The sequence below is a fragment of the Enterococcus sp. AZ128 genome (genome assembly GCF_051714485.1).
Classification (GTDB): Bacteria; Bacillota; Bacilli; order Lactobacillales; family Enterococcaceae; genus Enterococcus_A.
Genome location: NZ_JBIORZ010000001.1, coordinates 436,545 through 463,507, shown reverse-complemented (window position 1 = coordinate 463,507; position 26,963 = coordinate 436,545). Strand labels below are relative to the sequence as shown.

Sequence of the window (26,963 nt, the reverse complement as noted above, 5' to 3'; positions counted from 1 at the left end):
TCTAACGATTGCTGAGCATAATGGAGATAGGAAACAAATCCACATATCAAGTGAAGAAAAAAACTTATGAAGATCGCCGTCATTTTTTTCAACTACTATACTTATACTCGCTAATTTTTATCTTTTTCTAGTTTATTTCAAGGAGAAAAAAACGATGATAAATTAGACCGATTGACTTTGATGTTTGGCATTAATATAGGCATCTTGTTTGTCGATAGTCTGATTCTTTTTCTTCGGCGTACTGATTGAAGAAAGCGCGTTCGTGATGACGATTCTTTCTGATTTTCCATCTTAATAAAAAAACTAGAAACCCCAACGAATCAAGGTTTCTAGCTCATATAAAATTCCTACCCCACAGAACCTTCCATCTCATACTGAATCAGACGGTTCAACTCCACAGCGTATTCCATTGGTAATTCCTTCGTAAATGGTTCCACGAATCCCATAACGATCATCTCCGTCGCTTCTTGTTCAGAGATTCCGCGACTCATTAGATAATACAATTGTTCTTCAGAGATTTTTGAAACTTTCGCTTCGTGCTCTAAAGAAACATTCCCATTTAAGATTTCATTATACGGGATCGTATCCGAACTTGATTGATCATCCATGATAATCGTATCGCACTCGATGTGGCTGAATGAGCCAGCACTGTTACGTCCGAAGCGGACAGTCCCGCGGTAGTCTACCGCGCCGCCATCTTTGGCGATGGATTTTGAAACGATCGAGCTGGATGTGTTTGGTGCGTTATGGATCATACGAGCACCATTATCTAGCACGATGTTTTTGCCGGCTACAGCGATCGATAGCATTGTGCCACGCGCGCCTTTGCCTTCCATATAGACACTTGGGTATTTCATGGTTACTTTTGATCCTAAGTTGCCATCGACCCATTCCATTGTCGCGTTTTCTTGGGCTTGTCCACGTTTTGTCTCCAAACTATAGACATTGTTTGACCAGTTTTGGATCGTAGTATAACGGCAGTAGCCATCTTTTTTAACGAAGACTTCTACGACTGCGGCATGCAAACTATCAGAAGAATACGTTGGCGCTGTACAGCCTTCTACATAGTTGATACTTGCACCTTCGTCTACGATGATTAGCGTACGTTCGAATTGTCCGGTATTGGCCGAGTTGATGCGGAAGTAAGACTGAATCGGAATCTCAGTCTGCACACCTTTTGGTACATAGATAAAGGTTCCGCCTGACCAAGCTGCTGAATTCAGAGCTGCCAATTTATTGTCTGATGGCGGCACCAATGTTCCAAAATATTCTTTAAATAATTCAGGATATTCTTTCAAGGCTGAATCCGTATCGGTAAAGACGATCCCTAATTTAGTGAACTCGTCTTTCATGTTGTGATACACCACTTCTGATTCGTATTGTGCAGAAGCTCCGGCTAAGTAAGCACGTTCAGCTTCTGGAATCCCTAAGCGTTCAAACGTTGTCTTGATCTCTTCTGGTACATCGTCCCAATCGCGAGCTGGTTTGTCACTTGAACGGATGAAATAATTGATTTTGTCATAATCCAATTCAGCTAAATCAGGACCGTAACCGGGCATGTCTAATTTTCTGAATGTTTCTAAGGATTTCAAACGGAAATCCAACATCCATTCTGGTTCTCCTTTAGCGCGGGAGATTTCGCGAATGACTTCTTCTGATAGACCTTCACCAGTCGTAAAGACAGGTTCGACATCATCGTGGAAGCCGTATTGATATTCTTCGATTTCAGGTACACTCATGTAATCCCGCTCCTATCCTATTCTTTATGATATTGCCCTTCTCTGGCTTTTCCTTGTTCGTTGGTCAGGGCTTTTCCTAATGCCTTCCACGCTAAGGTTGAACATTTGATGCGGGCTGGGAATTTTGCGACGCCGCTGAGCATCGCCGCGTCCCCTAATGCTTCTTCGTCTTTTTCAGGAATCTCATTTCCTTGAACCATTTGGGCAAAAATTACCGCTAGGTGTTCTGCTTCTGAAACAGGTTTGCCTACCACAGCATCCGTCATCATAGACGCGCTGGCTGTTGAGATCGAACAGCCGCTGCCGGAAAATGCGATATCGGTAATGATATCGTCCTTCACGATCAATTCCAATTCAATCACATCGCCGCATGTCGGGTTGTTCATCTCGATCGTTTGCGTAGAATCACTCAGCTTCCCACGATGATGCGGATGCGCGGAGTGATCCAAGATCACCTGCCGATATAAATTGTCTAATTTAGATAGCGCCATCTTTGAAAAACTCCTTCGTCGCCTTAATTGCTTCGATCAAGCGGTCCGCATCTTCTTTCGTATTATAGAAATAGAAGCTGGCCCGCGCCGTTGCTGGCAGATTCAAATAATTCATTAATGGTTGAGCACAATGATGTCCTGCTCGCACAGCGACACCTTCCATATCTAAAGCAGTTGCCACATCATGAGGATGGATGCCATCCAAATTAAATGCGATCACTCCCGTATGGTGTTCAGGATCTTGCGGTCCATATGTCGTAATCCCGCCGATTTCATGCAGCTTCGGTAGGACATAAGCAACCAATTCCTGTTCGTAATGGTGGATGTTCTCCATACCGATCTCATTTAAATAATCGATTGCACCGCCAAGAGCAATTGCTCCAGCAATGTTTGGTGTTCCCGCCTCGAATTTCCACGGCAATTCTTTCCACGTACTATCGTAAAGATTTACGAAGTCGATCATTTCGCCGCCGAATTCCACCGGCTCCATTTGTTCCAGCCATTCGCGTTTTCCATATAATACACCGATTCCAGTCGGTCCGCACATCTTATGCCCGCTGAAGGCAAAGAAGTCCGCGTCCAATGCTTGAACATCGACAGTCATGTGAGGCGCGGCTTGCGCACCATCCACGACCATCACTGCGTCATTGACATGCGCCATCTCAGCCAATTCTTTGATTGGATTGATGACACCAAGTACGTTAGATACATAGGCCAAAGAAACGATCGCTGTTTTTTCATTGATGATTTCTTTTGCGGCGTCCATATCGATGAAGCCTTCGTCCGTCAATGGCAAATAGCGCAATGTCGCCCCTTTGCGTTCGACTAGCTGCTGCCATGGAATGATATTGGAATGATGCTCCATATAAGAAATGACGATCTCATCGCCTGCTTTAATGAAGGCATCGCCATAACTGCGTGCCAACCAGTTCAACCCAGTCGTCGTTCCGCGGGTGAACAAAACTTCCGCAGTCTCCTTCGCATTGATAAAGCCACGAACTTTTTCGCGACTATTTTCATAGTCCTCTGTCGCCCGTTCAGCCAAGGTATGCACACCACGGTGAACATTCGCATTATCATGCTCGTAATAATGACGCAACACGTCCAAGACCTGCGTCGGTTTTTGTGTTGTCGCCGCATTATCTAAATAAACAAGTGGTTCATCATTTACTTCTTGGAAAAGAATCGGAAAATCTTTTCTAATAGTAGAAAAATCCCTCATTATTTACTCAACTTCCCTTCGATCGTAGCGATCAATTGCTCTTGCGTGGCTTTCACTGGAATAGCAGTGATCACAGGTCCTAAGAATCCGCGGATAACAAGTCGTTCCGCTGCAGCTCGTTCTAACCCGCGACTCATTAAGTAGAATAATTCATCTGGGTCCACACGACCTACACTGGCTGCGTGTCCGGCGGTTACTTCATTTTCATCAATCAAAAGAATCGGATTAGCATCGCCGCGAGATTTCTCAGACAACATCAATACACGACTTTCTTGTTGTGCGTCAGCACCCTTGGCACCTTTTAGGATATGTCCGATTCCGTTAAAGGTCAACGTGGATTTCTCTAGGATAACCCCATGCTGCAAAATATGGCCAATCGTATGCGGCGCTTTATTCGTTACACGAGTATCGATCCCTTGAATTTGTTTGCCATCACTGATTGCTACGATCTTCACTTCTGAATGCGAACCCTCGCCGACTAAATCAGAATCAAAATCCGCCACCACATTTCCGTCGTTCATGATCCCAATCGCCCAATCAATCATTGAGTCACGCATCAAGTAACCACGACGATTCATATAAGTCGCGATGTTAGCGCCTAGTGAATCAACCGCTGAGAATTTCACGCGCGCGCCTGGTTTCGTAATTACTTCGACTACGACATTTCCTGATAGTTTCTTCGCAGTATCGCCCTGTGATTCAAAACGTTCCAAGTAAGAAAACTCACTGTTGTCTTCCGCCACGATCAATACATGTTTGAAGAAATGAGCGTCATCGTCCCCATTGTGCAAGAACAAGCTCTCCAATGGTTCCTCGATCACCACATTTTTAGGCACATAAAGGAAAATACCGTTGTTCATGAACGCCGCATGCAACGCGGTCAATGAATTTTCTTCAACTGGCACCGCTTTTTGCATGTAGTATTCCTTGACTAGTTCAGGATGCTCTTGCATCGCAGTAACCAAGTCGGTAAAGATCACACCTTGATCCGCGAGTTTTGGCGAAATTTGTTCAAAAACCGTAGTTTCGCCAGCTTGTACGACCATTGGGTTGTCCTTCATTTGATCAAAGCTAGGGATCGTTCCGCTAACTTCTTGATGTTCAGGTTTTACATTATAAAGATTCCAACGAGCAAATTTTACTTTTTCAATTACAGGTAAAGGCAGCTCATCGATTTTATTCAGCGCATTGACACGTAGATCGGTCATCCATTGAGGTTCGGCCCATTCGGCTGAGTAAGCTTTGACGGCCTCAAGATATTCTGTCCATTTTTTCATCTATCTTGCCCTCCTAAACTTCTTCTTTGTAATCGATACCTAATTCAGCAGAGATACCTGCGTAGCCTTCAGCTTCTAAACGTTTCGCTAATTCTGCGTCGCCAGTTAAGACTACTCGACCATCCATCATGATATGCACGACATCAGGCACAATATAATTCAATAGGCGTTGGTAGTGAGTAATGATCAATGAACCGAAGCCTTCGCCGCGCATTTCGTTGATCCCTTTGGCAACGACTTTCAACGCGTCGATATCCAGCCCTGAGTCGATTTCATCTAAGATCGCAAATGTAGGCTCAATCATTAATAATTGAAGGATTTCGTTACGTTTCTTTTCCCCGCCAGAGAACCCTTCATTTAAATAGCGTTCAGCCATTTCTTCCGGCATATTCAGCAATTCCATTTTTTTATCTAACTTCTTCAAGAATTGCATCACAGAGATTTTATCCTCTTCTTCACGACGAGCATTGATCGCTGCCCGCATGAATTCGGCATTACTGATTCCTGGAATCTCGCTTGGATATTGCATCGCTAAGAATAAACCTAGACGCGCACGTTCATCGACTTCCAAGTCTAAAATATTTTTACCATCGAAAAGAACTTCGCCTTTAGTGACTTCATAGTTTGGGTTGCCCATGATGGCTGCTGACAAAGTAGATTTACCAGTCCCATTTGGTCCCATGATGGCGTGGATTTCTCCCGTCTTCATCACAAGGTTTACACCTTTTAAAATCTCTTTATCTTCAATGGCAACGTGTAAGTCTTTAACTTCTAAAACTGACATGAAAGTACCTCCAAAATTTTTTTCTCGTTCTCACACATTTTAATCTAAATGAGAATGGAATACAAACCGATTCACCGAATTTCTTCCAAAAAACTACCCTTTATTTAGAATAATTATAAATTTGTTTATTCACAGTGCCTTTACTCCGAGTCCGCAAAAAGTTTTTGCAGAAATGCCTCCTCGGTTAATTTTTCCGTCGCTTCTTGATAATGGAAGAAAGATGGCTTTTGGTCATAAAAGATTTCCTCAGTCAACTTTGCCTGATCAATCTCGGGGAATAAACCTGCCGGAAAGTAATACTCATTATCCGCTAGACTATGATAAAACAAACTGCTGCCGCATTTTTGACAGAAACCGCGTTCGGCCCATTCAGATGACATGAAACGCTGAACCTGCTCCTCTCCGCTTAGAGTGAACCCTTCAGGCAAAACACCCGCCAACGACATAAACGGTCCGCCAAAAAATTTTTGACACATCTGACAATGACAAACCGTGATTTCTTCTGCCACATGTGGAATCTTGATTTCTACCGCTCCACATAGACAGCTCCCATTTGCTTCCATAAAAAACTTCCTTCCTATTTAAAATGATTTCATTTTTGTGGACTCATAGCCTCGATTTAGCTATATGCTTCATTTGTTTTGTACTGAATCTAGTTTAGCAATAAAATTATTTTTATGATATGGGTTTCAAAAAGACTGCCCAGTCTTTCCTTTTAGCAAACGGAATACAAAAAACGCTGAAAGAAATTTTCAGCGCTGCTTTATTATCAGTATAAACATTTAATATGGTGATGATTTAATTTAGCCATTTTTTCGGCGGACACTGGCTTTTCAGTGATTAGATAATCGATCTCATGACAAGCAATTGCTTGATACATATATTTATGATCCAATTTATCTTCCGTAGCCAGCACGACTAAATGATTAGCCTGCCTGCGAAAAGCCTTTTTGATTAACGCTTCTCCCTCATGGGTTTCGGTGACACCATGTACAAAATCTAACCCCCGACAGCCAATAAAGGCAATGTCTGCATTGTACGTGAGAGTATCATTGTAAGCTTTTGAACCGTTGATTGTTGCCCGTTTCGGGACGATCGATCCACCTAATATCGACACATGAGCGGTTGTAAACTCACTCAGCATCGCTGCAGTAAGGACACCATTCGTAATGACCTGCAACCCATCAAATTTACTTAAATTTTTGATCAAATGCAAACTCGTTGTGCTGGAGTCTAAAAAGATGACCATATCATCTTTTACTAACGTCTCAGCAATATCGGCAATATATTGCTTGTTGTCCTCTTCATTCAAACGAGTGACCTTCATTAGATAAGGTACATCGATTTTTTTGTTATCAATGATCATTGCTCCGCCACGTGTTCGTCGGATTAATCCATTTTCTTCCAGTAAAACTAAATCTCTCTTGACTGTTGCTTCACTATAGTTGACCAGATCAATCAAATCTGCGACAGTCGCAAACTGATTGACCTTTAGATAATTGACAATCTGCTGCTGACGGTCTTCAATCGCACTTAGCATCTCTCCCCCTGCTTTCCTCTTCATTTTAATTAATTATAACTTTTCTAAAGGAAAAGAAGACAGCCCTTCCAAGAAAAATTGAAAGTTCTGTCTTTTTTATTAATATAATTCGGCTTTTCCAATCGTGTTCAAGACACTCAATTTATGTCTGACCACTTCTTTTACTTTATTATTTGCTTCTGGGAAAACATCTCCTGGTTCATACATCTCAGGATTTTCATTTAGGATTTCCCGTAAAGCATCAAAGAAGACACTTTTCAGATCAGAACTCAAATTGACCTTTGCCACACCATATTTTACCGCTTCGCTGACTTCAGAATCAGGATTTCCTGAACCGCCATGTAATACAAAAGGAATATCGAGACGATCGTTCAGCTCCTTCAGTAATTCTATATTTAATTTTGGTGTCATATCTTTGGGATACAATCCATGTGCAGTTCCAATCGCTACAGCAAGCGTGTCGATACCCGTTTCTTTCACAAATTCTTCGGCTTGGTTTGGATCTGTATAAATGATATTTGCTGAACCGCCTTCCGCCGATCCGTTATTTCCAATCGTCCCTAATTCAGCCTCAACCGATACATTCACATCGTGGGCGAACGAAACTACTTTTTTGGTAAGCTTCATATTGTCTTCAAAGGTCTGAGTGGAGGCATCGATCATTACAGATGTATAACCATTGCGTATCGCCCGCATCACATCCTTCACCGAACCGCCATGATCCATATGAATCACGACAGGAACCTTACTATTGTGAGCATATTCTTTCGCTGATGCGACAAATTCATCATTTAGATAAGCAATCTCATCCGGGTGTATTTCCAAAATTACTGGTGCCTGTTGCGCTTCAACTTCCTCCATAATGGCCTTCATCATGTCGTAACTGCAAATATTAAATGCAGGTACAGCAAATTTGTTTTCTTTGGCAACTTTCAGTAGATCCTTCATTGTATATAGCATTAAACTTCCACCTCATTGATTATTTTTTTATCTTCAACAGTAATCGGTTTTTTTAGCAACCCAACTGCTATTGCTGTAACTAACGTACCTGCGACGATCGCTAGGAGATACATCGGCAGATTATTCATAACATTAGGAATAAGCATCACCCAAATCCCACCATGGGGCGCCATCGAAGTAACACCGGCTGCCATGGATATGCCTGCTGCAGTTGCCGAACCTAACATCAAACTAGGAATCACTCGAATCGGGTCCGCCACCGCAAATGGAATGGCACCTTCAGTAATATATGAAGCTCCCAGTATCCAACAAGATTGTCCGGATGTCCGTTCTTCCTTGGTAAATTTGTTCTTAAATAAAATTGTTGCTAAAGCCAACCCTAGTGGCGGAGTCATCCCTGCTGCCATACAAGCAGCGATCGGTGCATTGACTCCTGCGGACATTAATCCGATTGAGAATGTAGATATTGATTTGTTTATTGGTCCGCCCATATCAGCCGCCATCATCACCCCGATTAATAATCCAAACATCAAACCTGAAGTGTTTCCTAATCCATTTAGCCAACTCGTCAGCGCATCTAAAACCCAAGCAATCGGTTTATCTATCAAAAAGACCATCGCTAAACCAATCACTAAAATGGAGACTAACGGAACCACAATCAGTTGATAAATTGCCGCAAACTGTTTTTTAATAGCTATTTTATTGGCTAAGATATCGGTCAAATAGCCGGCTAATAGACCGCCAATCATCCCGCCCAGAAATCCTGAACCGCCATTTGCCGCCAATAATCCGGCAACAATTCCGGGAGCAAAGCCCGCTTTTCCTGCGATTGAACTAGCAATCCCTGCGCTTAATGCTGGAACCATCATCGCAAAAGCAGTCCCGCCGCCAATGGTTGATAACGCCCCCGCAAGTACATTGTAGTCAGCTGACTTTGGATCAGATGCAGTTATTCCAAAGGCAAAACTTAAGGCAATGATAATCCCGCCAGCGATCACAAATGGCAGCATGTAATTTACACCATTCATAAAGTGATTGTATATTCCGCTTTTTCGTTCTTGCGAATCGTTTTTGTCATCTGCTGAAACTTCAAATGTTCCAACATTTGCCAATGCTTCTTCAATTACTTTCTCTGGCTCTTTGATTGCTCGTCCAGTTGAAACGCGTTTAATTTTTCGACCAGCAAATCGACTAGTGTCAATGTCTTTATCGACGGCTAAAATAATCGCATCCGCTGATTTAATTTCTTCAGATGTTAAAATGTTTTCCGTTTTTGCTCCCTGTGTTTCGAACTTAGCCTCATGACCCAAACTCGTTGCTGTTACTTCTAATTTTTCAGCAGACATATACGTATGAGCGATCCCTGTAGGACAAGCTGTAATTCCAATTATTTTCATGATGATTCCTCCCTATTTATGATATCCAGTACTTCTATTGCACTTCTGGCCTCTTTCAACTGACTTCTAAACGTCTGATTCATTAACTTTCGTGACAGATTACTCAATATTTCTAAATGTATATTTGAGGTCTTTTTAGGAACTAAAATTGCAAAAACCCATTCAATCATCTTACCATCCATTCCGACATAGTCGGACATCTTTCCTGTATGCACAAAACAAACAGTGGGGATCAAAACAGCCCTGCTTTTCGCATGTGGGATACCAAAACCAGCTTCTATTCCTGTTGATGTTTCTGCTTCTCTTAGATATAAATCCTTGATTACTTTCTTAGCTTTGGTTACCCGTTGCTTTTCTTCAAGTAATTGACCGAGTCTTTCAAACAGCTCATCTTTTGAACGTATTGACTCATCAAAAATAACTAAATCGTTCATCATTAAATCATCTAACTTCACCACAAAAACCTACTTTCACAACTAGGATAGCGCTTTCCTGTTTATGGTGATAACTATAGCACCGCTATCCAAAGCGTTCAATATTTTGACTGTTTTTCGGTTTAAAACTCTTTTAACACTAAAAAAGCTCACTAATCATGACCCGAATAGATCATAATCGGTGAACTTTTTAGCTATTCTTACACTAAAAAAAGGAGCTCTGACAAAAATCTTGTCAGAGCTCCTTTTTCCAAATAAACGTCGGTCCAGAAGTAGCTTCTTCGGAAATTTCTTCTTATTTCTTGAAGCTGACCGCTTCTGTCACAACCTCATAAATGTCAAAATTATTGTTCAACTGGTTTTACAGATCCGTCCCATTTCTCCAAGATCCAATCTTGAACATCTTTCTCATGTAAAACTTTCACTAATTTCTTCACGCGCTCATCGTTTTTGTCTTCTGTACGAACAGCAAGGATATTCGCGTAAGGTGATGTATCTTTTTCAAGCAATACAGCATCTTTGACTGGGTTCAAACCGGCACCATAAGCAAAGTTCGCATTGATCGCTACCAGGTCACCTTCATCATTGCTGTAAGTCGTAGCCAACAATGCAGGATCGATAGAATGATCAAATTTCAAATTCTTAGGATTTTCCGCAATATCATCAAATGTTGCGGTCTCTAAATCAACACCGTCTTTCACTTTAACTAAATCAGCATCCTGTAAGATCGTAATAATACGGCCCCAGTCTGATTCAGAGCTTGACGTAATAACTGTCGCGCCCTCTTTTAAATCTTTGATATCTTTGATTTTCTTAGAATATAAACCCATTGGTTCGATATGGATCGCACCAGCATCAGTAAATTTATAATCATTTTCTTTTACGGCTTTTTCAAAGAAAGGTTTGTGTTGGAAGTAGTTCGCATCGATATCTTTGTCCGCTAACGCTTTGTTTGGCAATACATAATCATCAAATTTTTTGATTTCCAGCTTCACGCCTTCTTTTTCAAGCAATGGTTTTACATGCTCCAAGATTTCCGCATGGGGAGTTGGTGACGCACCCACGACTAATGTATCGCTTTTTTCTTTACTGCTGCTGTCAGAAGAAGCGGAATCGCCATTCCCGCAAGCTGCCAACCCTACTGTTAATAATGCTGCTGCCGCAAAACCTAAAATTTTCTTTTTCATTGTTAGTTCCCCCTAAATAGTTTTAATAGATTTATTTTTAAGAATAAAAAGATATTCTGTTGCTAACGTTTATCCGTTCGCTTCGTCAAGAAATCTCCGATGCCTTGAACAATGAAGACGATGATTAAAATGATCACTGTTGCTACTAAGGTAACGGTATAATTGCCTCGTTGATAGCCTTCTTGCCAAGCTAACGCTCCAAGCCCACCTGCTCCGATCGCACCAGCCATCGCCGTAAAACCGATCATTGACACGGTTGTAACCGTCAAGCCTGAAATTAATGCAGGCAAGCTTTCTGGGATCAATACTTTGTAGATTGTTTGAAAGTAGCTGGCCCCCATAGAATCAGCCGCTTCCAATACCCCTGAATCAACTTCACGAAAGGCAATTTCAACTAACCGTGCGTAAAATGGTGCCGCTGATAATACCAATGCAGGAATTGCTGCTTTAGCTCCCAACATCGTTCCCACTAACGCCTTTGTAAACGGAATGATCAAAACCATCAGGATCATAAAGGGTGTTGATCGGAAAATGTTACTAAGAATGGATACCAATCCATATAAGATACCGCGCGCCGCCGAATGCTTCCGTCCTAACGAATATAGCAATAAACCTAGCAGCAAACCTAGAACAAATACAATCAACATAGAAATAATCGTCATGAACAACGTATCATTAATGGCCTCTTTCAAAGTATCCCAAGAAACTTGCTGGAAATTTAAATACGTCTCAGAAAAACTCTTATCCACGGTGCAGCACCTCCACTCCGACTTGTTGGCTCTCAATAAAGCTGATAGCCCGGTCAACCTCAGCTGGATCTCCTGTCAATTGAACAGTCAATGTTCCAAAAGAGCTGCCTGTCGCCCGTTCAATATTTCCGTACACGATACTAATATTGACCGGAAATTTACGAATCGCTTGTGAAACCACTGGTTCGTTGGCATTATTTTCCAAGAAATGCAATGTCGCCAATGTTCCTGTTGGATTTTCTTTGACGAACTCTTTCAGCAGCTCAGAAGGATCTGCTTTAGGCTCAAGATCTTGTTGAACGAAAATCTTGGTCACTTCCTGTTGTGGATGGCGGAAGACTTCGCGAACAGAACCCTCTTCCACGATTTTCCCTAGCTCCATCACAGCGACCTTGTTGCAGATTTTGCGGATTACATTCATCTCATGCGTGATCAATACAATCGTCAACCCAAGTTGTTGATTGATATTCGCTAATAATTCTAAGACTTCCTCTGTCGTCTGCGGGTCCAGCGCGCTAGTCGCTTCATCACAAAGCAGAATATCCGGATCATTAGCCAAGGCACGGGCAATGCCGACCCGCTGTTTTTGTCCGCCGGATAATTGAGATGGATAAGCATCCCCTCTTCCGTCCAAACCGACTAGATTCAATAATTCCTGAGCCTTTTTCTGACGCTGTTCTTTTGCCACGCCTGCTAATTCCAACGGTAATTGAATATTTTCAATCACTGTTCGTGACCATAATAGATTGAAATGTTGGAAGATCATTCCAACTTTTTTGCGAAACGTTCTTAACGCCGCACCTTGTAATTTTGCGACATCCTCACCATTTACCAGAACCTCTCCAGCTGTTGGTGTTTCTAATCCGTTCAATAAACGAACCAATGTACTCTTCCCAGCTCCTGAATAACCAACGATGCCATAAACATCCTTTTCTTCAATTGCTAAATTAATTCCATTGACTGCGTGGATTGGTCCAGTTTTGCCGGCAAAACTTTTCCCCACTTGATTTAACTCAATCAATGCCATGATTCTTACACCCTTTCTTAATAACTTATTAGCTTATAGCTAGTTCAGTTATGTAACTATTTCTCGTTACGCATACGATTCCACTAAAGCGCTCGACACTTTTGACAGCCTAAATCGTTATCAAACTGAGGCTAACAATGTATACTGCGAAAAGTGTAAATCGCAAAAAAGCTTCCGTCCTAAAAAATGTACGACTGTACACTTAGGACGAAAGCTTTGACTTCCGTGTTACCACCTAAAATTCGTTCTGACCTTACGATCACAACCTCTGCCAGTACTTGCTTCACGCGTATACTGAGGTGCTGTAACGGGCACTCCCGTGATAGACTTGGCACCTGCTTCGTCCATCCTGCTCAAAGACCATTTTCCATCTCATTACCGTAACTCCTTTTCAGCGTACTGGAGCTCTCTTTGTACTTTAATCAGATGTACTTTTCTTTTCATCGCTTTCTCATGTGTATGAAAGGATTATATCAGGCTGATTTTATCCTGTCAAACCACAAGTGAAAATTTCTCTATAAGTTTTCAAACTCGTCTACATCAACCTCGCGCAATGACAAGATCCATGCATCTAGTTCTTCCTTCACGTTCAATGCGGCAGGATCAGCTAAAACTTTTTCACTAACCGAAGAAACCACGCCTGCTAAAGGACTCTTGAATTCTTGCACCGCTTTTTCAGCTTCAATCTCTAATAAAGGATCTCCCGCTTTAACAGTTTGTCCGACTTTTGGTAAAGAAATAAAAGTGACTTCACCAAGTGTCTCTGCCATCTCTGCAGTCAAACCCATGCAATAATCTTTATCATTGTGCAAGATCCATAGACCTTCATTTTTTTTCAAGTAACTCATTTATTTATAACGCTCCTTTTTCATAGTAGAAAATACATATTCGGCTGAATCCTCTAAAGTTTAAATAGAACTTTCGTAGGTCGCTTCTTTAAAACCATTCAATAAAAATTGATCATCTTTGATCAGCAATGGGCGCTTCACCAGCATCCCGTCACTCGCCAATAATTTACTAGCCTCTTCGATAGACATATCAGCCATTTTTTCCTTTAACTCAAGCTCACGATATTTCATCCCGCTTGTATTGAAGAATCTTCGAACGGGCAGTTCGCTTGCTGTCAACCATTTCTCAAACTCAGCAGCTGAGGGTGTGTCTTGAATCAAATCAATCGTTTCATAATCAACACCCGCTTGGTCTAACCAAGCTTTCGCTTTACGACAAGTTGAACATTTTGGATACCAATAAAATTTAAGCACTGCGTGTCCTCCTAACAGATTTCTTGCCTACGCTTTGATAACGCATTGATAAGATCAAGCCGATCCCAATCATATTTCCTAAAATCGATGAACCACCCTGACTGATAAACGGCAACGGAATACCCGTTAATGGCAATAGTCCAATATTCGCGCCGATATTTTCAAAGACATGGAACAGCATCATCATAATGATCCCTGAGGCGATATAAGCATAAAATTCATTATTCATGTCAAAGCATAACCGAATCATTCGATAAATCAAAATAAAATAGAGCAAGATTACAAAAGCACCGCCAACAAAGCCAAAATTCTCACCGATTACCGTGAAGATCATATCTGACTCACGAACCGGTACGTAAACATGGCTGACATTATAGCCAGTCCCAAACATTCCGCCAGAACCGATCGCCATCAATGCATGAGCCAATTGGAAACTTTTCCCTTGTGGGTCATGGAATGGTTCTAGCCATGAATCGATTCGAGCAAATTGATAGTTTTTAAATCCGATATGAGTCAACATCTCTCGCCCGCCGTCTGTAGTCACTAATAAAATGACTGAAACACCGATAATTACCGCAATCACAACGACTGGTATTACAACTAACCAAGAAATACCTGACATCAAAAACATTCCCGCAAAAATCGCCAAGAAAACTAACATTGTCCCAAAATCTTTTTGTGCCAAAACTAAAACTAAAACAGGAATCGTTATAATCACCATTTTTAAGATCAGTTTAAAATCTGTTTTTAAAGAACGCAATTTAATCATGGTATTGTGCTTTGTAATAACTAGAGCCAGCATCAAAATATATGCTATCTTCATTAGCTCCGCAGGTTGAAAGGTTAACGTGCCAAGCTTAAACCAGTTTTTTGAACCTGTTGAGGCAGCTAATGTCGGATCGTAATACTTCAATAGCGCCAACATGACTGCTAATCCAATCACGTATAAAAAAGGAGTCAACCGCCACAATAGTTTCGCATCAAAATGAATGATAATAACAATTGCTGCTGCTCCAACCACGTACCAAATCCCTTGCATGACCATATTCCGAAAAACATTAGGATCTCTTGGATCTTGCGACAAAGCCACATACAGTGACAGCATTCCAATTAAACATAATATGAAAACAGGTAAAATGACGCCGTAATCAATCCGGCTGTCATCATTATTTTTTTTCAATCTATCCATCGTTCATCTCTTTTCCACCAGTATACTCGCTCTATTATAGACGCTTCTTTGTCTAAAGAAAAGCAAGCATTGCTGACTTTGTAAAATCTTTATTCTTCGTTTGTCTCCTGTCGCAAATAATAAATCAAACCCCAAATTCCCAATTGTAATAAACTAAACATTAAGACAAATTGAAGCTTTTCTGCACTCCAATTCCCCATCAATAATTTCAACACCTTCAGCGGACGAACCAATAACTCGATGGAATGAATACGGTCAAATCGTCCAATATAAACAGCAATACTTGAAAGAATCGATACTACCAGAAGACCGCTGATTCTCTGTGATTGCCGCAATTTAACAACTGAAAAAAGCTTAAATACTTGTGCCATGCCAATGAATACCATTAAGACTATTGGAAGCACTAATAAAAAATACGACCACCAGTCGTTAACATTCATCAGAAAGTGTCCACCAGGCTGATAAATCCTTAAGCTAGTTAAATGAAACAAGTCAGTCATTAAATAAGGGACATTAGGAAAAAACAAAAGCCACAAAGGGGCAAAAATCCAGCACATTAGACGTTTCCCCTGCATAAACAGTTGAGCAAAAACAATCGGCAACCATGCCAAAAAGACATTCAGCCCCATAAAAGAAAACGTCGTTTGACCAAAATGCATAAATAAAATATATAGCCATACAGCTAGATGAAACATATAAACTTTTTTCATAGTTCTCCTCAATTTTGTATAATAAATCATTGCAAAAAAATGGATCAATTTTACCGTAACACACATTTTACTAAAACATTTAGAAGTTTTTTCGAATTTATTTCTTCTATAGAAAAAAGTCGTCCATACCAAAGGATAAACTTTGATACGACGACTTTTAAATATGCCAGCTGCAGGAATCGAACCTGTGACCTACGCGTTACGAGTGCGTTGCTCTACCGACTGAGCTAAGCTGGCGTTTGATACAAGAGAAATTATAGAAAACTTCTACCAAAAAGTAAAGTAAGAATCCTCTTAAAAAGCGATTACATGAAAAAAACTTGAAAATGTGCTAAAATTAAGCAAGTGATAAAAGGAGGCGTTCGAAACAAATGGCTACATTTGGCAAAATAGAAACACACGTTGACCCTTCCGAAGCTGGTAAAAAATTTCCAGTAAAGACACACGTCATGTTCACTATTCGCGGTCAATCTCAAACTGGGGTGGTCGCTAAACAATTGAAAAACGCAGCTGTCGTTGAAATCGATGAAAAGCAGGATAATGAAGATTTGATTACTCATTCCAACGGCGTCGTCGTTATCAATTATAAACAAATGGAAAAGATTTAGTTTTTTAATCAAAAATAGCGAACCGTTTATGACGGCTCGCTACTTTTTTTATTTTGTACCGAATAAACGGTCACCAGCATCGCCTAGACCAGGAACGATGTACCCTTGATCGTTCAATTGATCATCTAATGCCGCTGTATAAATGTCCACATCTGGGTGTGCTTCCTGTAAAACTTTGACGCCTTCAGGTGCAGCCACTAAACAAACAAATTTCATGTTTGATGCCCCGCGTTTTTTCAATGAGTCGATCGCCATGATTGCTGAACCACCTGTTGCTAACATCGGGTCAACGATGAATAATTGACGGCTGTCAATATCCTCTGGCATCTTGAAGAAATATTCATGTGGTTCTAATGTTTCTTCATCACGGAACATACCGATATGTCCGACTTTTGCAGCAGGAATCAATTCCAAGATACCGTCTACCATGCCGATACCAGCACGTAAGATCGGTACGATCGCAACTTTCTTCCCAGATAACGTTTTTTGTGTAGACAGCGTGATTGGTGTCTCAATCTCGATATCTTCTAACGGCATATCACGTGAAACCTCATAAGCCATCAACATCGCGATTTCATTTACCACTTCACGAAAAACCTTCGTTCCACAATTTTTATCACGAATAATCGTTAATTTGTGTTGAATCAATGGATGATCAATTACTTGAAACTTGCCCATAATAAATTGCTCCTTTATTCTGCATTTCTCCTAATTATAAGACAACTGCTATAAGAAAACTAGTCTAATGTGCATGAATTGGATGAGAATCTGTTAATTCTAAAACAGCTTTGCGAATCTCTGCTAATTTTCCTTCATCACCTTTAGAACGTAAGGTTTCAATGATTAAATCAGCGACTTGCTTCGCGTCCTCTTCTTCAAAACCTCGACTAGTAATCGCAGGTGTTCCGATCCGAATACCACTGGTTTCTTTAAAGCTTTTTGACTCAAAAGGAATTGAATTTTTATTTACAGTAATGTGCACGCTGTCTAATAATTCTTCTGCTTCACGGCCAGTAATATCAAAGCCGGTCACTTCGATCAATAACAAATGATTGTCGCTAGAACCAGAAATCACTCGTGTTTCAGGCGCCTGATTAAAGACTTTAACCATCGCTTGAGCATTTTTAAGAACTTGCTCACTATAGGTTTTGAATTCTGGAGCTAAAGCTTCCTTAAAGGCTACAGCTTTCCCTGCGATAACGTGCTCTAATGGACCGCCTTGCAGCCCTGGGAAAACCGCGCTATTGATTTTCTTAGCCAGTTCTGCGTCGTTAGTTAGGATTAATCCGCCACGAGGTCCGCGTAAGGTTTTATGTGTCGTTGACGTTACGATATCTGCGTAAGGGACTGGGTTGGGATGCAAACCTGTTGCTACTAGTCCTGCAATGTGTGCCATATCCACCATTAATTTTGCATCAACTTCATCAGCGATTTCTCGGAACCGGGCAAAATCGATTGTTCTGCTATATGCACTCGCTCCCGCTACAATTAATTTCGGCTGATGTTTCCGCGCCAAAATACGAACGACTTCATAATCGATCGTTTCTGTATGAGGATCTACTCCATAGCTGACAAAATTATACAATTTCCCGCTGACATTCACTGGTGAACCATGCGTCAAGTGTCCTCCTGCTGATAGATCCATCCCCAGGACCGTATCTCCAGGTTGAATCAATGAGAAATAAGCCGCTTGATTCGCTTGCGAACCAGAATGTGCTTGAACATTGGCAAATTTCGCATCAAATAATTCTTTGGCGCGATCAATTGCCAAGTTTTCAACAACATCAACAAACTCACAACCGCCATAATAACGGCGTCCAGGATACCCTTCTGCGTATTTATTCGTTAAGACGCTCCCTTGTGCCATCTGTACTGCTTCTGACACGATATTTTCTGAGGCGATCAGTTCAATATTCTGTTCTTGACGCTCCGCCTCATTTTCAATTGCTCCCCATAGTTCGGGATCTAGTGTTTTGTAATCCATCCCAACGCCACCTTTCAATTTTCTGTTTTAAGTATACGAAAGTTTCAGCAGATAATCGAATCTTTTGTTTACTTTTTACTAAAATAATTTTGTGCTGCCGCTTTCTTCAAACGATTCATATATGCCAAGCCTAAATGATCTTCTGGAAAGACTTCAGCAAAGATAATATCCACTTTTTTCGCTTCATCCAAGGCACGCAACCCGCTGAATAAGCCTCGAGTCGCCGCCTTTATCGTATCCTCTTCAAAAACAAAGCGATCGGCTGAAGAATATCGGTTTGCAATACTTGGTGTCGCTAGCAAACCAATTTTTTTATTGTTTTTCTCCGCCCAATCCAAAGCGTCTTCCCAATCGTCAGAATGGATCATCAAAACAGGTGTGTCTGGAGAATAATGTTTATATTTCATACCTGGAGCCTTTGGTGTCTCACTTTCTTTTACCAGATGTTTGTCTAATGGAACCTCAATCCCTAAAACCTCTTCCAATACTTCCTGTGTCACAGCCCCAGGACGTAAAATTGTTGGCACCTCGCTGCTCAAATCTAAGACCGTCGATTCCACACCGATTTGTGTCGCGCCATCATCCAATATTCCAGCGATCTTCCCATTTAAATCATGATATACATGCACTGCAGTCGTTGGGCTCGGCTTACCTGATGTATTGGCACTCGGCCCAACCAGCGGTGCGCCAGTCTTTTCAATTAAAGATAATGTTTTTTTATTATCTGGCATTCTAAAGGCTGCTGTGGATAACCCTCCTGTCACAACAGGACTTAAACTATCTTCCTTAATAGTAAAAATTAACGTTAGCGGTCCCGGCCAAAAATTTTTGATGATTTTTTCAGTTAATGGATGGTAACTATCCACGAACTCCTTTGTCATTGAAAAATCAGCGACATGGACGATCAAGGGGTTGTCACTCGGACGTCCTTTGACCGCAAAAACCTGCTTCACCGATTCCGGTAAAAGTGCATTGGCACCTAATCCGTAGACGGTCTCCGTCGGAAAAGCCACCAGTTCTCCTTGACGCAATAATGCTGCCGCTTGATTTATTTGATCTGACTGAAAAATTTTCGTTTCCACAGCTTCTCCACAGCTCCTTTTTTTGCTTTTCCTAATTTAAAAACTTTCTTTTTCGACTTATCCCCGTAGTGTGGATAACCGAATTGTCAAGTGTGTATAACTATGTTGATAACTTTTTTCGGTTCTTAAGCCCTTTACTCCAGTGTTCTTTTATTATTTTCTTTTTTAAAAATAATTTTTATGCTACCACTATCATACGATCGTTTCCTGACATATCTTGATGAACCGTTACTTTTTTATTCGGAAAAGCCTGCTGAAACATTTTCTGTACCTTTCGCCCTTGACGAAAACCAATCTCTAGAAAAATCATCCCATCTGGCTGTAAAATATCACGACTTTCCAATGCGATTTTTTGATAGATGGCTAGACCCTCGTTCTCAGCAAAAAGAGCTGATTTAGGTTCATAGGTTCGTACACTCTCATCCATTAAATCCCATTCACTTTGGCTGATATAGGGAGGATTACTGATAATAATATCTTGTTTCTCGCTAATTGCTGATAAAACATCGCTTTGTTTAAAGCTGATTTGGGCATGCAAGTTTGCGGCATTCTCTTCTGCGATTTCCAGAGCTCCTTCAGAAATATCGACAGCTGTTACTTGCCACTCTGGACGATTCAACTTTAGACTGACTGCAATTGCTCCCGTACCCGTTCCGATATCGACAACTTTTTTTGATACTCGATCATTCATAGCTAGACATAAGGCCACCAACTCTTCCGTTTCTGGTCGTGGAATCAATGTATCTTCCGTCACTTTAAAACAATGCTCAAAGAAATACTCATATCCCAGCAAGTATTGTGGCGGAATATTCTCCAGCAGGCTTCTTAGATCTGCTTCAATTACTGCTTCATCTTCCAATGAAATGTCTTCCCGCATGTGCATCAGCCACTGCGTCTTGTCCCAATTCTTGCGAGCAAGAAAAAGATATTCAATTGCGTAGCCTTCTTTGCCAGCTGCTTCTAAAAAAGAAGAAGCCCCTGACAGGACTTCTACATAAGTTTTAGCCATTTTGCATATCTTCCAATTTCTTGGTTTGATCATACATAATCAAGGCATCGATAATCTCATCCAGCTTACCTGCTAGGATCTGATCTAGTTTTTGGATCGTTAGGCCGATACGGTGATCGGTCACACGATTTTGCGGGAAGTTGTACGTCCGGATACGTTCCGAGCGATCGCCTGTCCCGACAGCAGATTTACGACTCGCATCATATTCATTTTGCGCTTCTTGTTGGATCTTATCGTACACACGAGCACGTAAGATCTTCATCGCTTTTTCCCGGTTTTTGATCTGAGAACGCTCATCTTGCATGGCAACCGCAATACCTGTTGGAATATGGGTCAATCGAACAGCAGAAGCTGTCTTATTGACATGCTGTCCACCAGCTCCAGAAGCATGATAAATATCAGTCCGAATGTCTTTATCTGCAAGATCGATCTCAACTTCTTCAGCTTCTGGCATTACTACGACAGTCGCAGTTGACGTATGGATACGACCTTGAGATTCAGTTGACGGCACACGCTGTACGCGATGCGCCCCACTTTCGTATTTCAATTTTGAATAAACGTTATCGCCTGTAATCATCATAATCACTTCTTTATAGCCGCCGATTCCTGTTACATTGGCTTCCATGACTTCTGTCTTCCAACCTTGGGCTTCCGCATATTTCTGATACATCGTGAAAAGATCACCGGCAAATAATGCGGCTTCATCTCCCCCAGCGGCTCCACGAATCTCCATAATGATATTTTTGTCATCGTTAGGGTCTTTCGGCAATAGAAGAATCTTAATTTCATCTTCTAAAACTTCTTTTTCTTTTTTCAGATCAGACAGTTCTTCTTTGGCCATTTCTGCCATCTCGGCATCTAGGTTCTCGCCTAATAATTCTTCTGCATCACTAATGCCCTCCACCACTTTTTTATAGCGGCGATACGTCTCTACTGTATCACGAGTACTTGCTTCTTCTTTTGACAGCTGCATGAAGCGCTGAGTATCACTGATGACTTCTGGGTCACTAAGTAATTCACCAAGCTCCTCATAACGATCTTCAATTGCTTGCAGTTGATCGTACATTGATTAAATTCCTCCTAATTTCTAATTCATTTTTAAAGTATTCATTTTCTTTTGGAAAATGAGGCTGATTTTCATCACGCATATCATTCCGCTAAACTTTTAATTAGCAGTATGATCAATCTCTGGATGTAGATAATGTTTGCGACAAACTGGGTAATAGGCTTCATTCCCCCCAATTTGTACTTGATCGCCTTCATAAACTGGGCGTCCATCAATATAGTGCAGGTTCATCGTTGCCTTTTTATGACAAAACCAGCAAATTGTTTTTAACTCTTCCAATTTATCCGCATAAAGCAGCAAGTACTTAGAACCTTCAAACATTTCATTTCGAAAATCATTTTTCAATCCAAAGGCCATCACTGGAATATCTAAATCATCGACGACTTGTGCCAATTGTACCACGTGCTCTTTTGATAGAAATTGCGATTCATCGATCAATATGCAATAAGGTTTATAATCGAGACTCTGAATAAACTCAAAGATATTCGTCTCAGAAAAAATAGGTACTGCTGGTCGGCTTAATCCGATTCGGCTGGAGATAGTTCCCACGCCTTCACGCGTATCTAATCCGCTAGTCATTAACACTACCGGTTTATTTTGTTCCTCATAATTATGGGCGACTTTCAAAATTTCGATCGTCTTCCCGCTGTTCATTGCACCATATTTAAAAAAAAGTTGGGCCATTTCATGTCACCTTTCCCTTTTGTTCCTATCGTATTATAGCGGAAAAGAAGGATTATTTACAGTAATAATTTTCATTGAAGAATCTTCTTAGAAGAATCAATGACTATTTTCGACAAAGTCACAGGCTAATTTTTTAGAATTATAAGGCTTCAATGCTAAAATTTAGCGGTAATCATTTTAAAATACTTATTAAATAGGAGGCTTTTTATGGAACAATCAGTAAAAAAGAAAAGGCGCAGTTTCCCTTCCGCCTACACGGTCATCATCATTGTACTGATCTTGGTTCAGGCTCTAACATTTTTTATTCCTTCCGGCAAATACAGTACCTTGACGTATGACAGCGAAAAAGATCAATTCGCCGTTACTAATGCGCAGGACAAAACAATCATGGAACCGGCTACGCAGAAAACATTGGATAAGTACAAAATTAATATCAAAGTGGATAAATTTCGCGATGGCACTATTTATCGTCCAGCAGCAATACCAAATTCTTACGAACAGATCAAAAAACCAAAACGTGGAATAATGGGAACTATTACACAATTTCTTAGATCTCAAGTTCAGGGGATTACTGAGAGTGTTGATATCATGATTTTTATCTTGATACTGGGCGGCGTGATCGGTATCGTCAATGCCACTGGGGCAATGGACGCAGGGATGATGCGTCTTTCAGAAAAGTTGAAAGGTAAACAAAAATGGTTGATTGTTATCGTAACTACTTTGATTGCAATTGGCGGTACGACCTTTGGATTAGCTGAAGAAACAATTGCTTTTTATCCAATTTTGATTCCGATATTTTTACTAGCGGGATACGACACTTTAACGGCAGTCGCCACGATCTATCTCGGAACCGCAATTGGCACAATGAGTTCGACTATCAATCCATTCTCGACAGTTATCGCCTCGAATGCTGCGGGAATTAGTTTTACAGATGGTATGCCGTTGCGTATCTTAATGTGGATTACCGCAGTCGGTATATCCATTATCTACACAATCCGTTATGCAGAAAAAGTTCGATTGAATCCTGCTGCTTCACTTGTCGCTGATCAAGCTGAAAGTGACCATGAACGATTCTTAGGCGGCCAAGATCGCGAAAAAAATGCGAATTTTACAAAACGTCAAAAATTTTCTCTACTCGTTTTTGCCTTAGGATTTGTTGTAATGATCTATGGAGTACAACAACTCGGATGGTATTTTACTGAGATTGCGGTCGTTTTCTTAGCAGTGACCTATGTTTTAGCATTTGTCTCTGGCTTAGGCGAGAAAAAATTTATCGACAGCTTTGTCACTGGGGCTGCTGATCTTCTAGGGGTCGCTTTAATTGTCGGGCTCGCACGTTCAGTCGGCATTGTCATGGAGAATAGCTTCATTAGTGATACGATCATGAATTTCTTTAGTAATGCGATCAGCGGTATGAACAATATCATCTTTATTTGGTTCATGTTCCTTGTTTATATTATCTTAGGTTTCTTCATTCAATCCTCTTCTGGGTTAGCAGTATTATCGATGCCGATTATGGCGCCTTTAGCTGATGTTGTCGGAATCGATCGTGCATTGATTGTGGATGCGTATAACTGGGGACAAGGTTTGATTGGATTAGTTGCACCAACTGGGTTGATTTTAGTCTCTCTCTCAGTTGTGAATATTGGATTTGATAAATGGATTAAATTCGTTACCAAATTACTGGTCACGATCATTATTCTGATCCTCGCCTTCTTAGCGATTGGTGTATTCATCTCATAAAGAAAAAAAGACTTGGATCTTATCAGGATTCAAGTCTTTTTGATTCACTATATTTCTGATGCCATTTATCATCGACCTGCCGCGTTCCTTCTTTAAAGAAGATTGTCTCTGTGCCAGCCTCGTTGGCCGTTTGATAGTACCATTTTTTCCAGCGTAAAAAATCAAGTTGTGCCTGTAAATCATGAATTTTTTTCTCCAGAGCAGCCTCTTGCTCGACCATAAAGGCATACCGTTGAGGCAATGTCTTGTCGCCTTCTACACACCAGTCCATGAATTTAGCGATTTCTTTGACAGGAATCCCTGAACGCTTCAAACAATCAATGACTTCGATGTAGCCCAGATCATCTTCTGTAAATTCCCTTCGTCCTGCTTGGTTTTTCTTAACAAAAGGCAATAAACCCGCTTTATCATAATATCTTAACGTATCTTGCGAGATACCATACTTCTTTGTGATATCACCAATTAAAAATTTTTTCATTTTTTCAAACTTCTTTCTTGACCTGGAGTTAACTCCAAGTAGTAGAGTAAGTGTATCATAAATTTGAAAGAAGGCAATTTAAATGGAAAAATCTTTAGTTGTAATTACAGGTGCAAGCTCTGGTTTTGGTGCTGAGATCGCCAAACTTTTTAATCAAGCAGGGTTTCCTTTACTTTTATTAGGTCGGCGGGTGGAAAAAATCAAAGCACTACCATTAAACTTTGACAATGTAATGATTGAACAAGTGGATGTGACTGATTATAAAACTTTTGAAGCCAGTATCAAAAAAGCCGAAAATGTGTATGGACCAGTTGATCTGTTAGTTAATAATGCTGGTGTGATGTTGCTTGGCAATGTCTTGGACCAAGACCCAGCTGAATGGCAAACGATGATGAACACTAATGTCATGGGGGTATTGAACGGGATGCAAATCGTGCTGCCAGATATGAAGAAACGCAACCACGGGACTGTCATCAATATGTCTTCTCTTGCTGGGAAGAAAACCTTCACTAACCATGCTGCATATGTCGCTTCAAAATTCGGTGTACACGGTTTAAGTGAAACGATCCGGGAGGAAGTCTCTGGTTCAAATGTCCGGGTTTCTCTAGTCGCTCCCGGTGCCGCTGAAACAGAATTGTTAACCCACGTAACGGACCAAAACGCGTTGACTGATTACCAAGCTTGGAAAGAAAGCATGGGCGGGATTACTCTTGATCCAGTCCATGTTGCCAAAAGTGTAAAATTCATTTATGACATGCCGCAAGAAGTAACTATTCGCGAAATTGATATTGCTGCAACGGCTCAAGATGCTTAATCACTAGCGTCATTTAGCTATCCCACTCCTGCCAAAACGGTGGGAGTTTTTTTTATGGAAGCATGCTATACTGTCTCTATTGTTAAAAATTTTGAATAGATGATTTAAGGAGTCCTCCATGAATTTTGATCGACGAATAAGTTTTCTTAAAAAAAGCTGGAAAAAAATCAATAATCGATTTTCTTCGATTCAAATCATCGTCTTCTATTATTTAGCTATGACGATTCTTTCACTGATTTTATTTAGTTTGCCGATTTTTCGCGAACCAGGTTCACATGTATCTTTCTTAGATATGCTTTTTATGGCTATTTCAACAATTTCGGTAACTGGTTTAACGACATTTGATATCAATTCGGTCTTTAATGATACCGGTGTCCTGATGCTGGAGGTCTTATTCCATATCGGCGGACTGGGAATTATGATGATCACTACCTTCTTTTTTATTGTATCCAAACGTCGAATCACTTTGAAACAGCGGCAATTGATCATGACCGATATGAACCAGCCTCGTCTCAGCGGAATCGTCAATTTGATTCGAATCACGTTTACGATGCTGTTAGCAATTGAAGTCTTATTCGGTACGATCTTTTCGATTTATTTCTATTTAGCAGGTTATTATCACAAAATTTCCGAAGCAATCTTTTTTGGTTTTTATCAGGCTATTTCCGCGGTAACAAACTCAGGCTTTGATGTAACTGGTGAATCGATCATTCCCTTTTCCCACGATGTTTTTTTCATCGTAACAATTATGGTACTGATCTTTATCGGCGGGATCGGCTTTCCCGTTCTAATGGATTTTCACGGATGGGTCTACCACAAAAAATCTAAATCTCGGCTTCCGTTCCGCTTTAGTCTCTTCTCAAAAATTGCCCTGTTAGCCTTTTTTGTACTTTTTATTGGCGGGACCGTTGCGATCTGGCTGTTAGAAAAAAATCACAGTTTCTCTAGTATGAATTTGTTTGATCAATGGCTGAACTCAGCCTTCTATTCTATGACGACTCGGAATGCTGGCTTGCAAATTCATGATCTGAACTTGTTCCAAAATACGACCTTGATTATTTTTTCTTTATTGATGTTCATCGGTTGTTCACCCAGTTCTGTCGGCGGCGGAATTCGAACCACGACTATCGCAATCATTGGCTTATATTTGTTTTCTTTCTTAAAGAATGAAAACGATATAAACATTTTCGGTCGTAAAATCGCTCAGGAAGACGTACGTAAATCAGTGGTGGTCTTTATGCTCTCAGCAGGAATGTGCCTCTTCAGTATTTTATTTTTGACGGCGACGGAGGATCATTCTTTGATTTCGATCATTGTGGAAGTTACCTCAGCCTTTGGAACGACAGGTCTTTCTTTGGGTATCACGGATGACCTCTCCAGTACCGGTAAGATCATGATCGCTATTTTAATGTTCATTGGTCGCGTAGGTATGCTGTATACATTGATGCTCTTCGTACCGAAAGAAACTCAGGACTTAGGCTATGAATTTCCAGAAGAAAAGATTATTATTGGCTAGGAGCGAAAAAT

The 26,963-nt window shown here is 40.8% G+C and carries 28 protein-coding genes, 1 tRNA gene and 1 other annotated feature; of the genes, 4 read left to right on the top strand and 25 right to left on the bottom strand.

The genetic code is table 11. From position 1 onward, the window contains the following. Window positions 1-347: 347 nt before the first annotated feature. The 18 genes from sufB to IGI38_RS02040 form a co-directional block, all read right to left on the bottom strand. Window positions 348-1,739 (bottom strand): Fe-S cluster assembly protein SufB, encoded by a 1,392-nt coding sequence (sufB, locus tag IGI38_RS02125; protein ID WP_438726110.1) that lies wholly within the window; start codon window positions 1,737-1,739, stop codon window positions 348-350. A gap of 17 nt (window positions 1,740-1,756) precedes the next feature. Further along, the gene (gene sufU, locus IGI38_RS02120; protein ID WP_438726108.1) at window positions 1,757-2,230 is read right to left on the bottom strand and encodes a Fe-S cluster assembly sulfur transfer protein SufU; all 474 of its coding nucleotides are present in this window, start codon (window positions 2,228-2,230) and stop codon (window positions 1,757-1,759) included. Beyond that, window positions 2,217-3,452 (bottom strand): cysteine desulfurase, encoded by a 1,236-nt coding sequence (locus tag IGI38_RS02115; RefSeq protein ID WP_438726106.1) that lies wholly within the window; start codon window positions 3,450-3,452, stop codon window positions 2,217-2,219. The genes sufU and IGI38_RS02115 overlap by 14 nt, the downstream gene beginning before the upstream one ends. Then, window positions 3,452-4,729 carry a Fe-S cluster assembly protein SufD gene (sufD, locus tag IGI38_RS02110; protein WP_438726104.1) on the bottom strand — a complete coding sequence of 426 codons (1,278 nt, stop codon included), beginning with the start codon at window positions 4,727-4,729 and terminating at the stop codon, window positions 3,452-3,454. The genes IGI38_RS02115 and sufD overlap by 1 nt, the downstream gene beginning before the upstream one ends. A gap of 13 nt (window positions 4,730-4,742) precedes the next feature. Further along, window positions 4,743-5,513 (bottom strand): Fe-S cluster assembly ATPase SufC, encoded by a 771-nt coding sequence (gene sufC, locus IGI38_RS02105; protein ID WP_438726101.1) that lies wholly within the window; start codon window positions 5,511-5,513, stop codon window positions 4,743-4,745. A 140-nt stretch (window positions 5,514-5,653) separates the two neighbouring features. Next, window positions 5,654-6,076, bottom strand: a complete 423-nt coding sequence (locus IGI38_RS02100) for a GFA family protein (RefSeq protein ID WP_438726099.1) — start codon at window positions 6,074-6,076, stop codon at window positions 5,654-5,656. A gap of 206 nt (window positions 6,077-6,282) precedes the next feature. Beyond that, a complete protein-coding gene (locus IGI38_RS02095; RefSeq protein WP_438726096.1) occupies window positions 6,283-7,053 on the bottom strand; it encodes a DeoR/GlpR family DNA-binding transcription regulator in 771 nt (256 codons plus the stop codon). Window positions 7,054-7,152: 99 nt separating this feature from the next. Then, window positions 7,153-8,013: a ketose-bisphosphate aldolase gene (locus IGI38_RS02090; RefSeq protein WP_438726093.1), complete on the bottom strand. Its 861-nt coding sequence runs from the start codon at window positions 8,011-8,013 to the stop codon at window positions 7,153-7,155. Continuing rightward, complete coding sequence (locus tag IGI38_RS02085; RefSeq protein ID WP_438726091.1) at window positions 8,013-9,410, bottom strand: PTS fructose transporter subunit IIC; 1,398 nt, start codon at window positions 9,408-9,410, stop codon at window positions 8,013-8,015. Before IGI38_RS02085 ends, IGI38_RS02090 begins: the two co-directional genes overlap by 1 nt. After that, window positions 9,407-9,865: a PTS sugar transporter subunit IIA gene (locus tag IGI38_RS02080; RefSeq protein ID WP_438726089.1), complete on the bottom strand. Its 459-nt coding sequence runs from the start codon at window positions 9,863-9,865 to the stop codon at window positions 9,407-9,409. The genes IGI38_RS02085 and IGI38_RS02080 overlap by 4 nt, the downstream gene beginning before the upstream one ends. A 323-nt stretch (window positions 9,866-10,188) precedes the next feature. Further along, window positions 10,189-11,031, bottom strand: coding sequence for a MetQ/NlpA family ABC transporter substrate-binding protein (locus tag IGI38_RS02075; protein WP_438726086.1), 843 nt, complete (start codon window positions 11,029-11,031; stop codon window positions 10,189-10,191). Window positions 11,032-11,093: 62 nt separating this feature from the next. Further along, window positions 11,094-11,780: a methionine ABC transporter permease gene (locus IGI38_RS02070; protein WP_438726084.1), complete on the bottom strand. Its 687-nt coding sequence runs from the start codon at window positions 11,778-11,780 to the stop codon at window positions 11,094-11,096. Then, entirely contained in the window at window positions 11,773-12,807 is a 1,035-nt protein-coding gene (locus IGI38_RS02065) for a methionine ABC transporter ATP-binding protein (RefSeq protein ID WP_438726082.1), read from the bottom strand. The genes IGI38_RS02070 and IGI38_RS02065 overlap by 8 nt, the downstream gene beginning before the upstream one ends. Before the next feature lie 200 nt (window positions 12,808-13,007). Next, window positions 13,008-13,260: a binding site (T-box leader), on the bottom strand. A gap of 62 nt (window positions 13,261-13,322) precedes the next feature. Beyond that, on the bottom strand, window positions 13,323-13,655 hold the full coding sequence (locus IGI38_RS02060) for a glycine cleavage system protein H (protein WP_438726079.1): 333 nt from the start codon (window positions 13,653-13,655) through the stop codon (window positions 13,323-13,325). Window positions 13,656-13,715: 60 nt separating this feature from the next. After that, window positions 13,716-14,069 carry an arsenate reductase family protein gene (locus IGI38_RS02055; protein WP_438726077.1) on the bottom strand — a complete coding sequence of 118 codons (354 nt, stop codon included), beginning with the start codon at window positions 14,067-14,069 and terminating at the stop codon, window positions 13,716-13,718. Then, window positions 14,062-15,258 (bottom strand): FtsW/RodA/SpoVE family cell cycle protein, encoded by a 1,197-nt coding sequence (locus IGI38_RS02050; protein ID WP_438726075.1) that lies wholly within the window; start codon window positions 15,256-15,258, stop codon window positions 14,062-14,064. Before IGI38_RS02050 ends, IGI38_RS02055 begins: the two co-directional genes overlap by 8 nt. A gap of 89 nt (window positions 15,259-15,347) precedes the next feature. Continuing rightward, entirely contained in the window at window positions 15,348-15,968 is a 621-nt protein-coding gene (locus tag IGI38_RS02045) for a DUF1361 domain-containing protein (protein WP_438726072.1), read from the bottom strand. Between the two features lie 164 nt (window positions 15,969-16,132). Continuing rightward, window positions 16,133-16,205: transfer RNA gene (locus IGI38_RS02040), tRNA-Thr, on the bottom strand. A gap of 134 nt (window positions 16,206-16,339) precedes the next feature. On the opposite strand from IGI38_RS02040, the gene IGI38_RS02035 reads away from it, so the two are divergent. Then, entirely contained in the window at window positions 16,340-16,576 is a 237-nt protein-coding gene (locus IGI38_RS02035) for a hypothetical protein (protein ID WP_438726070.1), read from the top strand. A gap of 48 nt (window positions 16,577-16,624) precedes the next feature. On the opposite strand, the gene upp is transcribed toward IGI38_RS02035, so the two are convergent. The 6 genes from upp to IGI38_RS02005 all read right to left on the bottom strand — a co-directional run bounded on the left by upp (window position 16,625) and on the right by IGI38_RS02005 (window position 22,401). Further along, window positions 16,625-17,254, bottom strand: a complete 630-nt coding sequence (gene upp, locus IGI38_RS02030) for a uracil phosphoribosyltransferase (RefSeq protein ID WP_438726068.1) — start codon at window positions 17,252-17,254, stop codon at window positions 16,625-16,627. A gap of 64 nt (window positions 17,255-17,318) precedes the next feature. Next, window positions 17,319-18,560, bottom strand: coding sequence for a serine hydroxymethyltransferase (gene glyA, locus IGI38_RS02025; RefSeq protein WP_438726066.1), 1,242 nt, complete (start codon window positions 18,558-18,560; stop codon window positions 17,319-17,321). Between the two features lie 68 nt (window positions 18,561-18,628). Further along, the gene (locus IGI38_RS02020; protein ID WP_438726063.1) at window positions 18,629-19,642 is read right to left on the bottom strand and encodes an L-threonylcarbamoyladenylate synthase; all 1,014 of its coding nucleotides are present in this window, start codon (window positions 19,640-19,642) and stop codon (window positions 18,629-18,631) included. 178 nt (window positions 19,643-19,820) lie between these two features. Beyond that, on the bottom strand, window positions 19,821-20,651 hold the full coding sequence (gene prmC, locus IGI38_RS02015; protein WP_438726060.1) for a peptide chain release factor N(5)-glutamine methyltransferase: 831 nt from the start codon (window positions 20,649-20,651) through the stop codon (window positions 19,821-19,823). Continuing rightward, window positions 20,644-21,717: a peptide chain release factor 1 gene (gene prfA / locus IGI38_RS02010; protein WP_438726057.1), complete on the bottom strand. Its 1,074-nt coding sequence runs from the start codon at window positions 21,715-21,717 to the stop codon at window positions 20,644-20,646. The genes prmC and prfA overlap by 8 nt, the downstream gene beginning before the upstream one ends. Before the next feature lie 99 nt (window positions 21,718-21,816). Continuing rightward, window positions 21,817-22,401: a thymidine kinase gene (locus IGI38_RS02005; RefSeq protein ID WP_438726055.1), complete on the bottom strand. Its 585-nt coding sequence runs from the start codon at window positions 22,399-22,401 to the stop codon at window positions 21,817-21,819. Window positions 22,402-22,608: 207 nt separating this feature from the next. Here IGI38_RS02005 and IGI38_RS02000 point away from each other — a divergent pair, with 207 nt between their 5' ends. Further along, window positions 22,609-24,144, top strand: a complete 1,536-nt coding sequence (locus IGI38_RS02000) for a YfcC family protein (protein ID WP_438726052.1) — start codon at window positions 22,609-22,611, stop codon at window positions 24,142-24,144. Between the two features lie 22 nt (window positions 24,145-24,166). Here the strand turns inward: IGI38_RS02000 and IGI38_RS01995 are convergent, their stop codons facing one another. After that, complete coding sequence (locus IGI38_RS01995; RefSeq protein ID WP_438726050.1) at window positions 24,167-24,622, bottom strand: MerR family transcriptional regulator; 456 nt, start codon at window positions 24,620-24,622, stop codon at window positions 24,167-24,169. Window positions 24,623-24,704: 82 nt separating this feature from the next. On the opposite strand from IGI38_RS01995, the gene IGI38_RS01990 reads away from it, so the two are divergent. Together IGI38_RS01990 and IGI38_RS01985 are read left to right on the top strand one after the other, a co-directional pair. Further along, on the top strand, window positions 24,705-25,436 hold the full coding sequence (locus IGI38_RS01990; protein ID WP_438726048.1) for an SDR family oxidoreductase: 732 nt from the start codon (window positions 24,705-24,707) through the stop codon (window positions 25,434-25,436). A gap of 118 nt (window positions 25,437-25,554) precedes the next feature. Next, window positions 25,555-26,952 carry a TrkH family potassium uptake protein gene (locus tag IGI38_RS01985; protein WP_438726045.1) on the top strand — a complete coding sequence of 466 codons (1,398 nt, stop codon included), beginning with the start codon at window positions 25,555-25,557 and terminating at the stop codon, window positions 26,950-26,952. The last annotated feature ends 11 nt before the right edge of the window (window positions 26,953-26,963 follow it).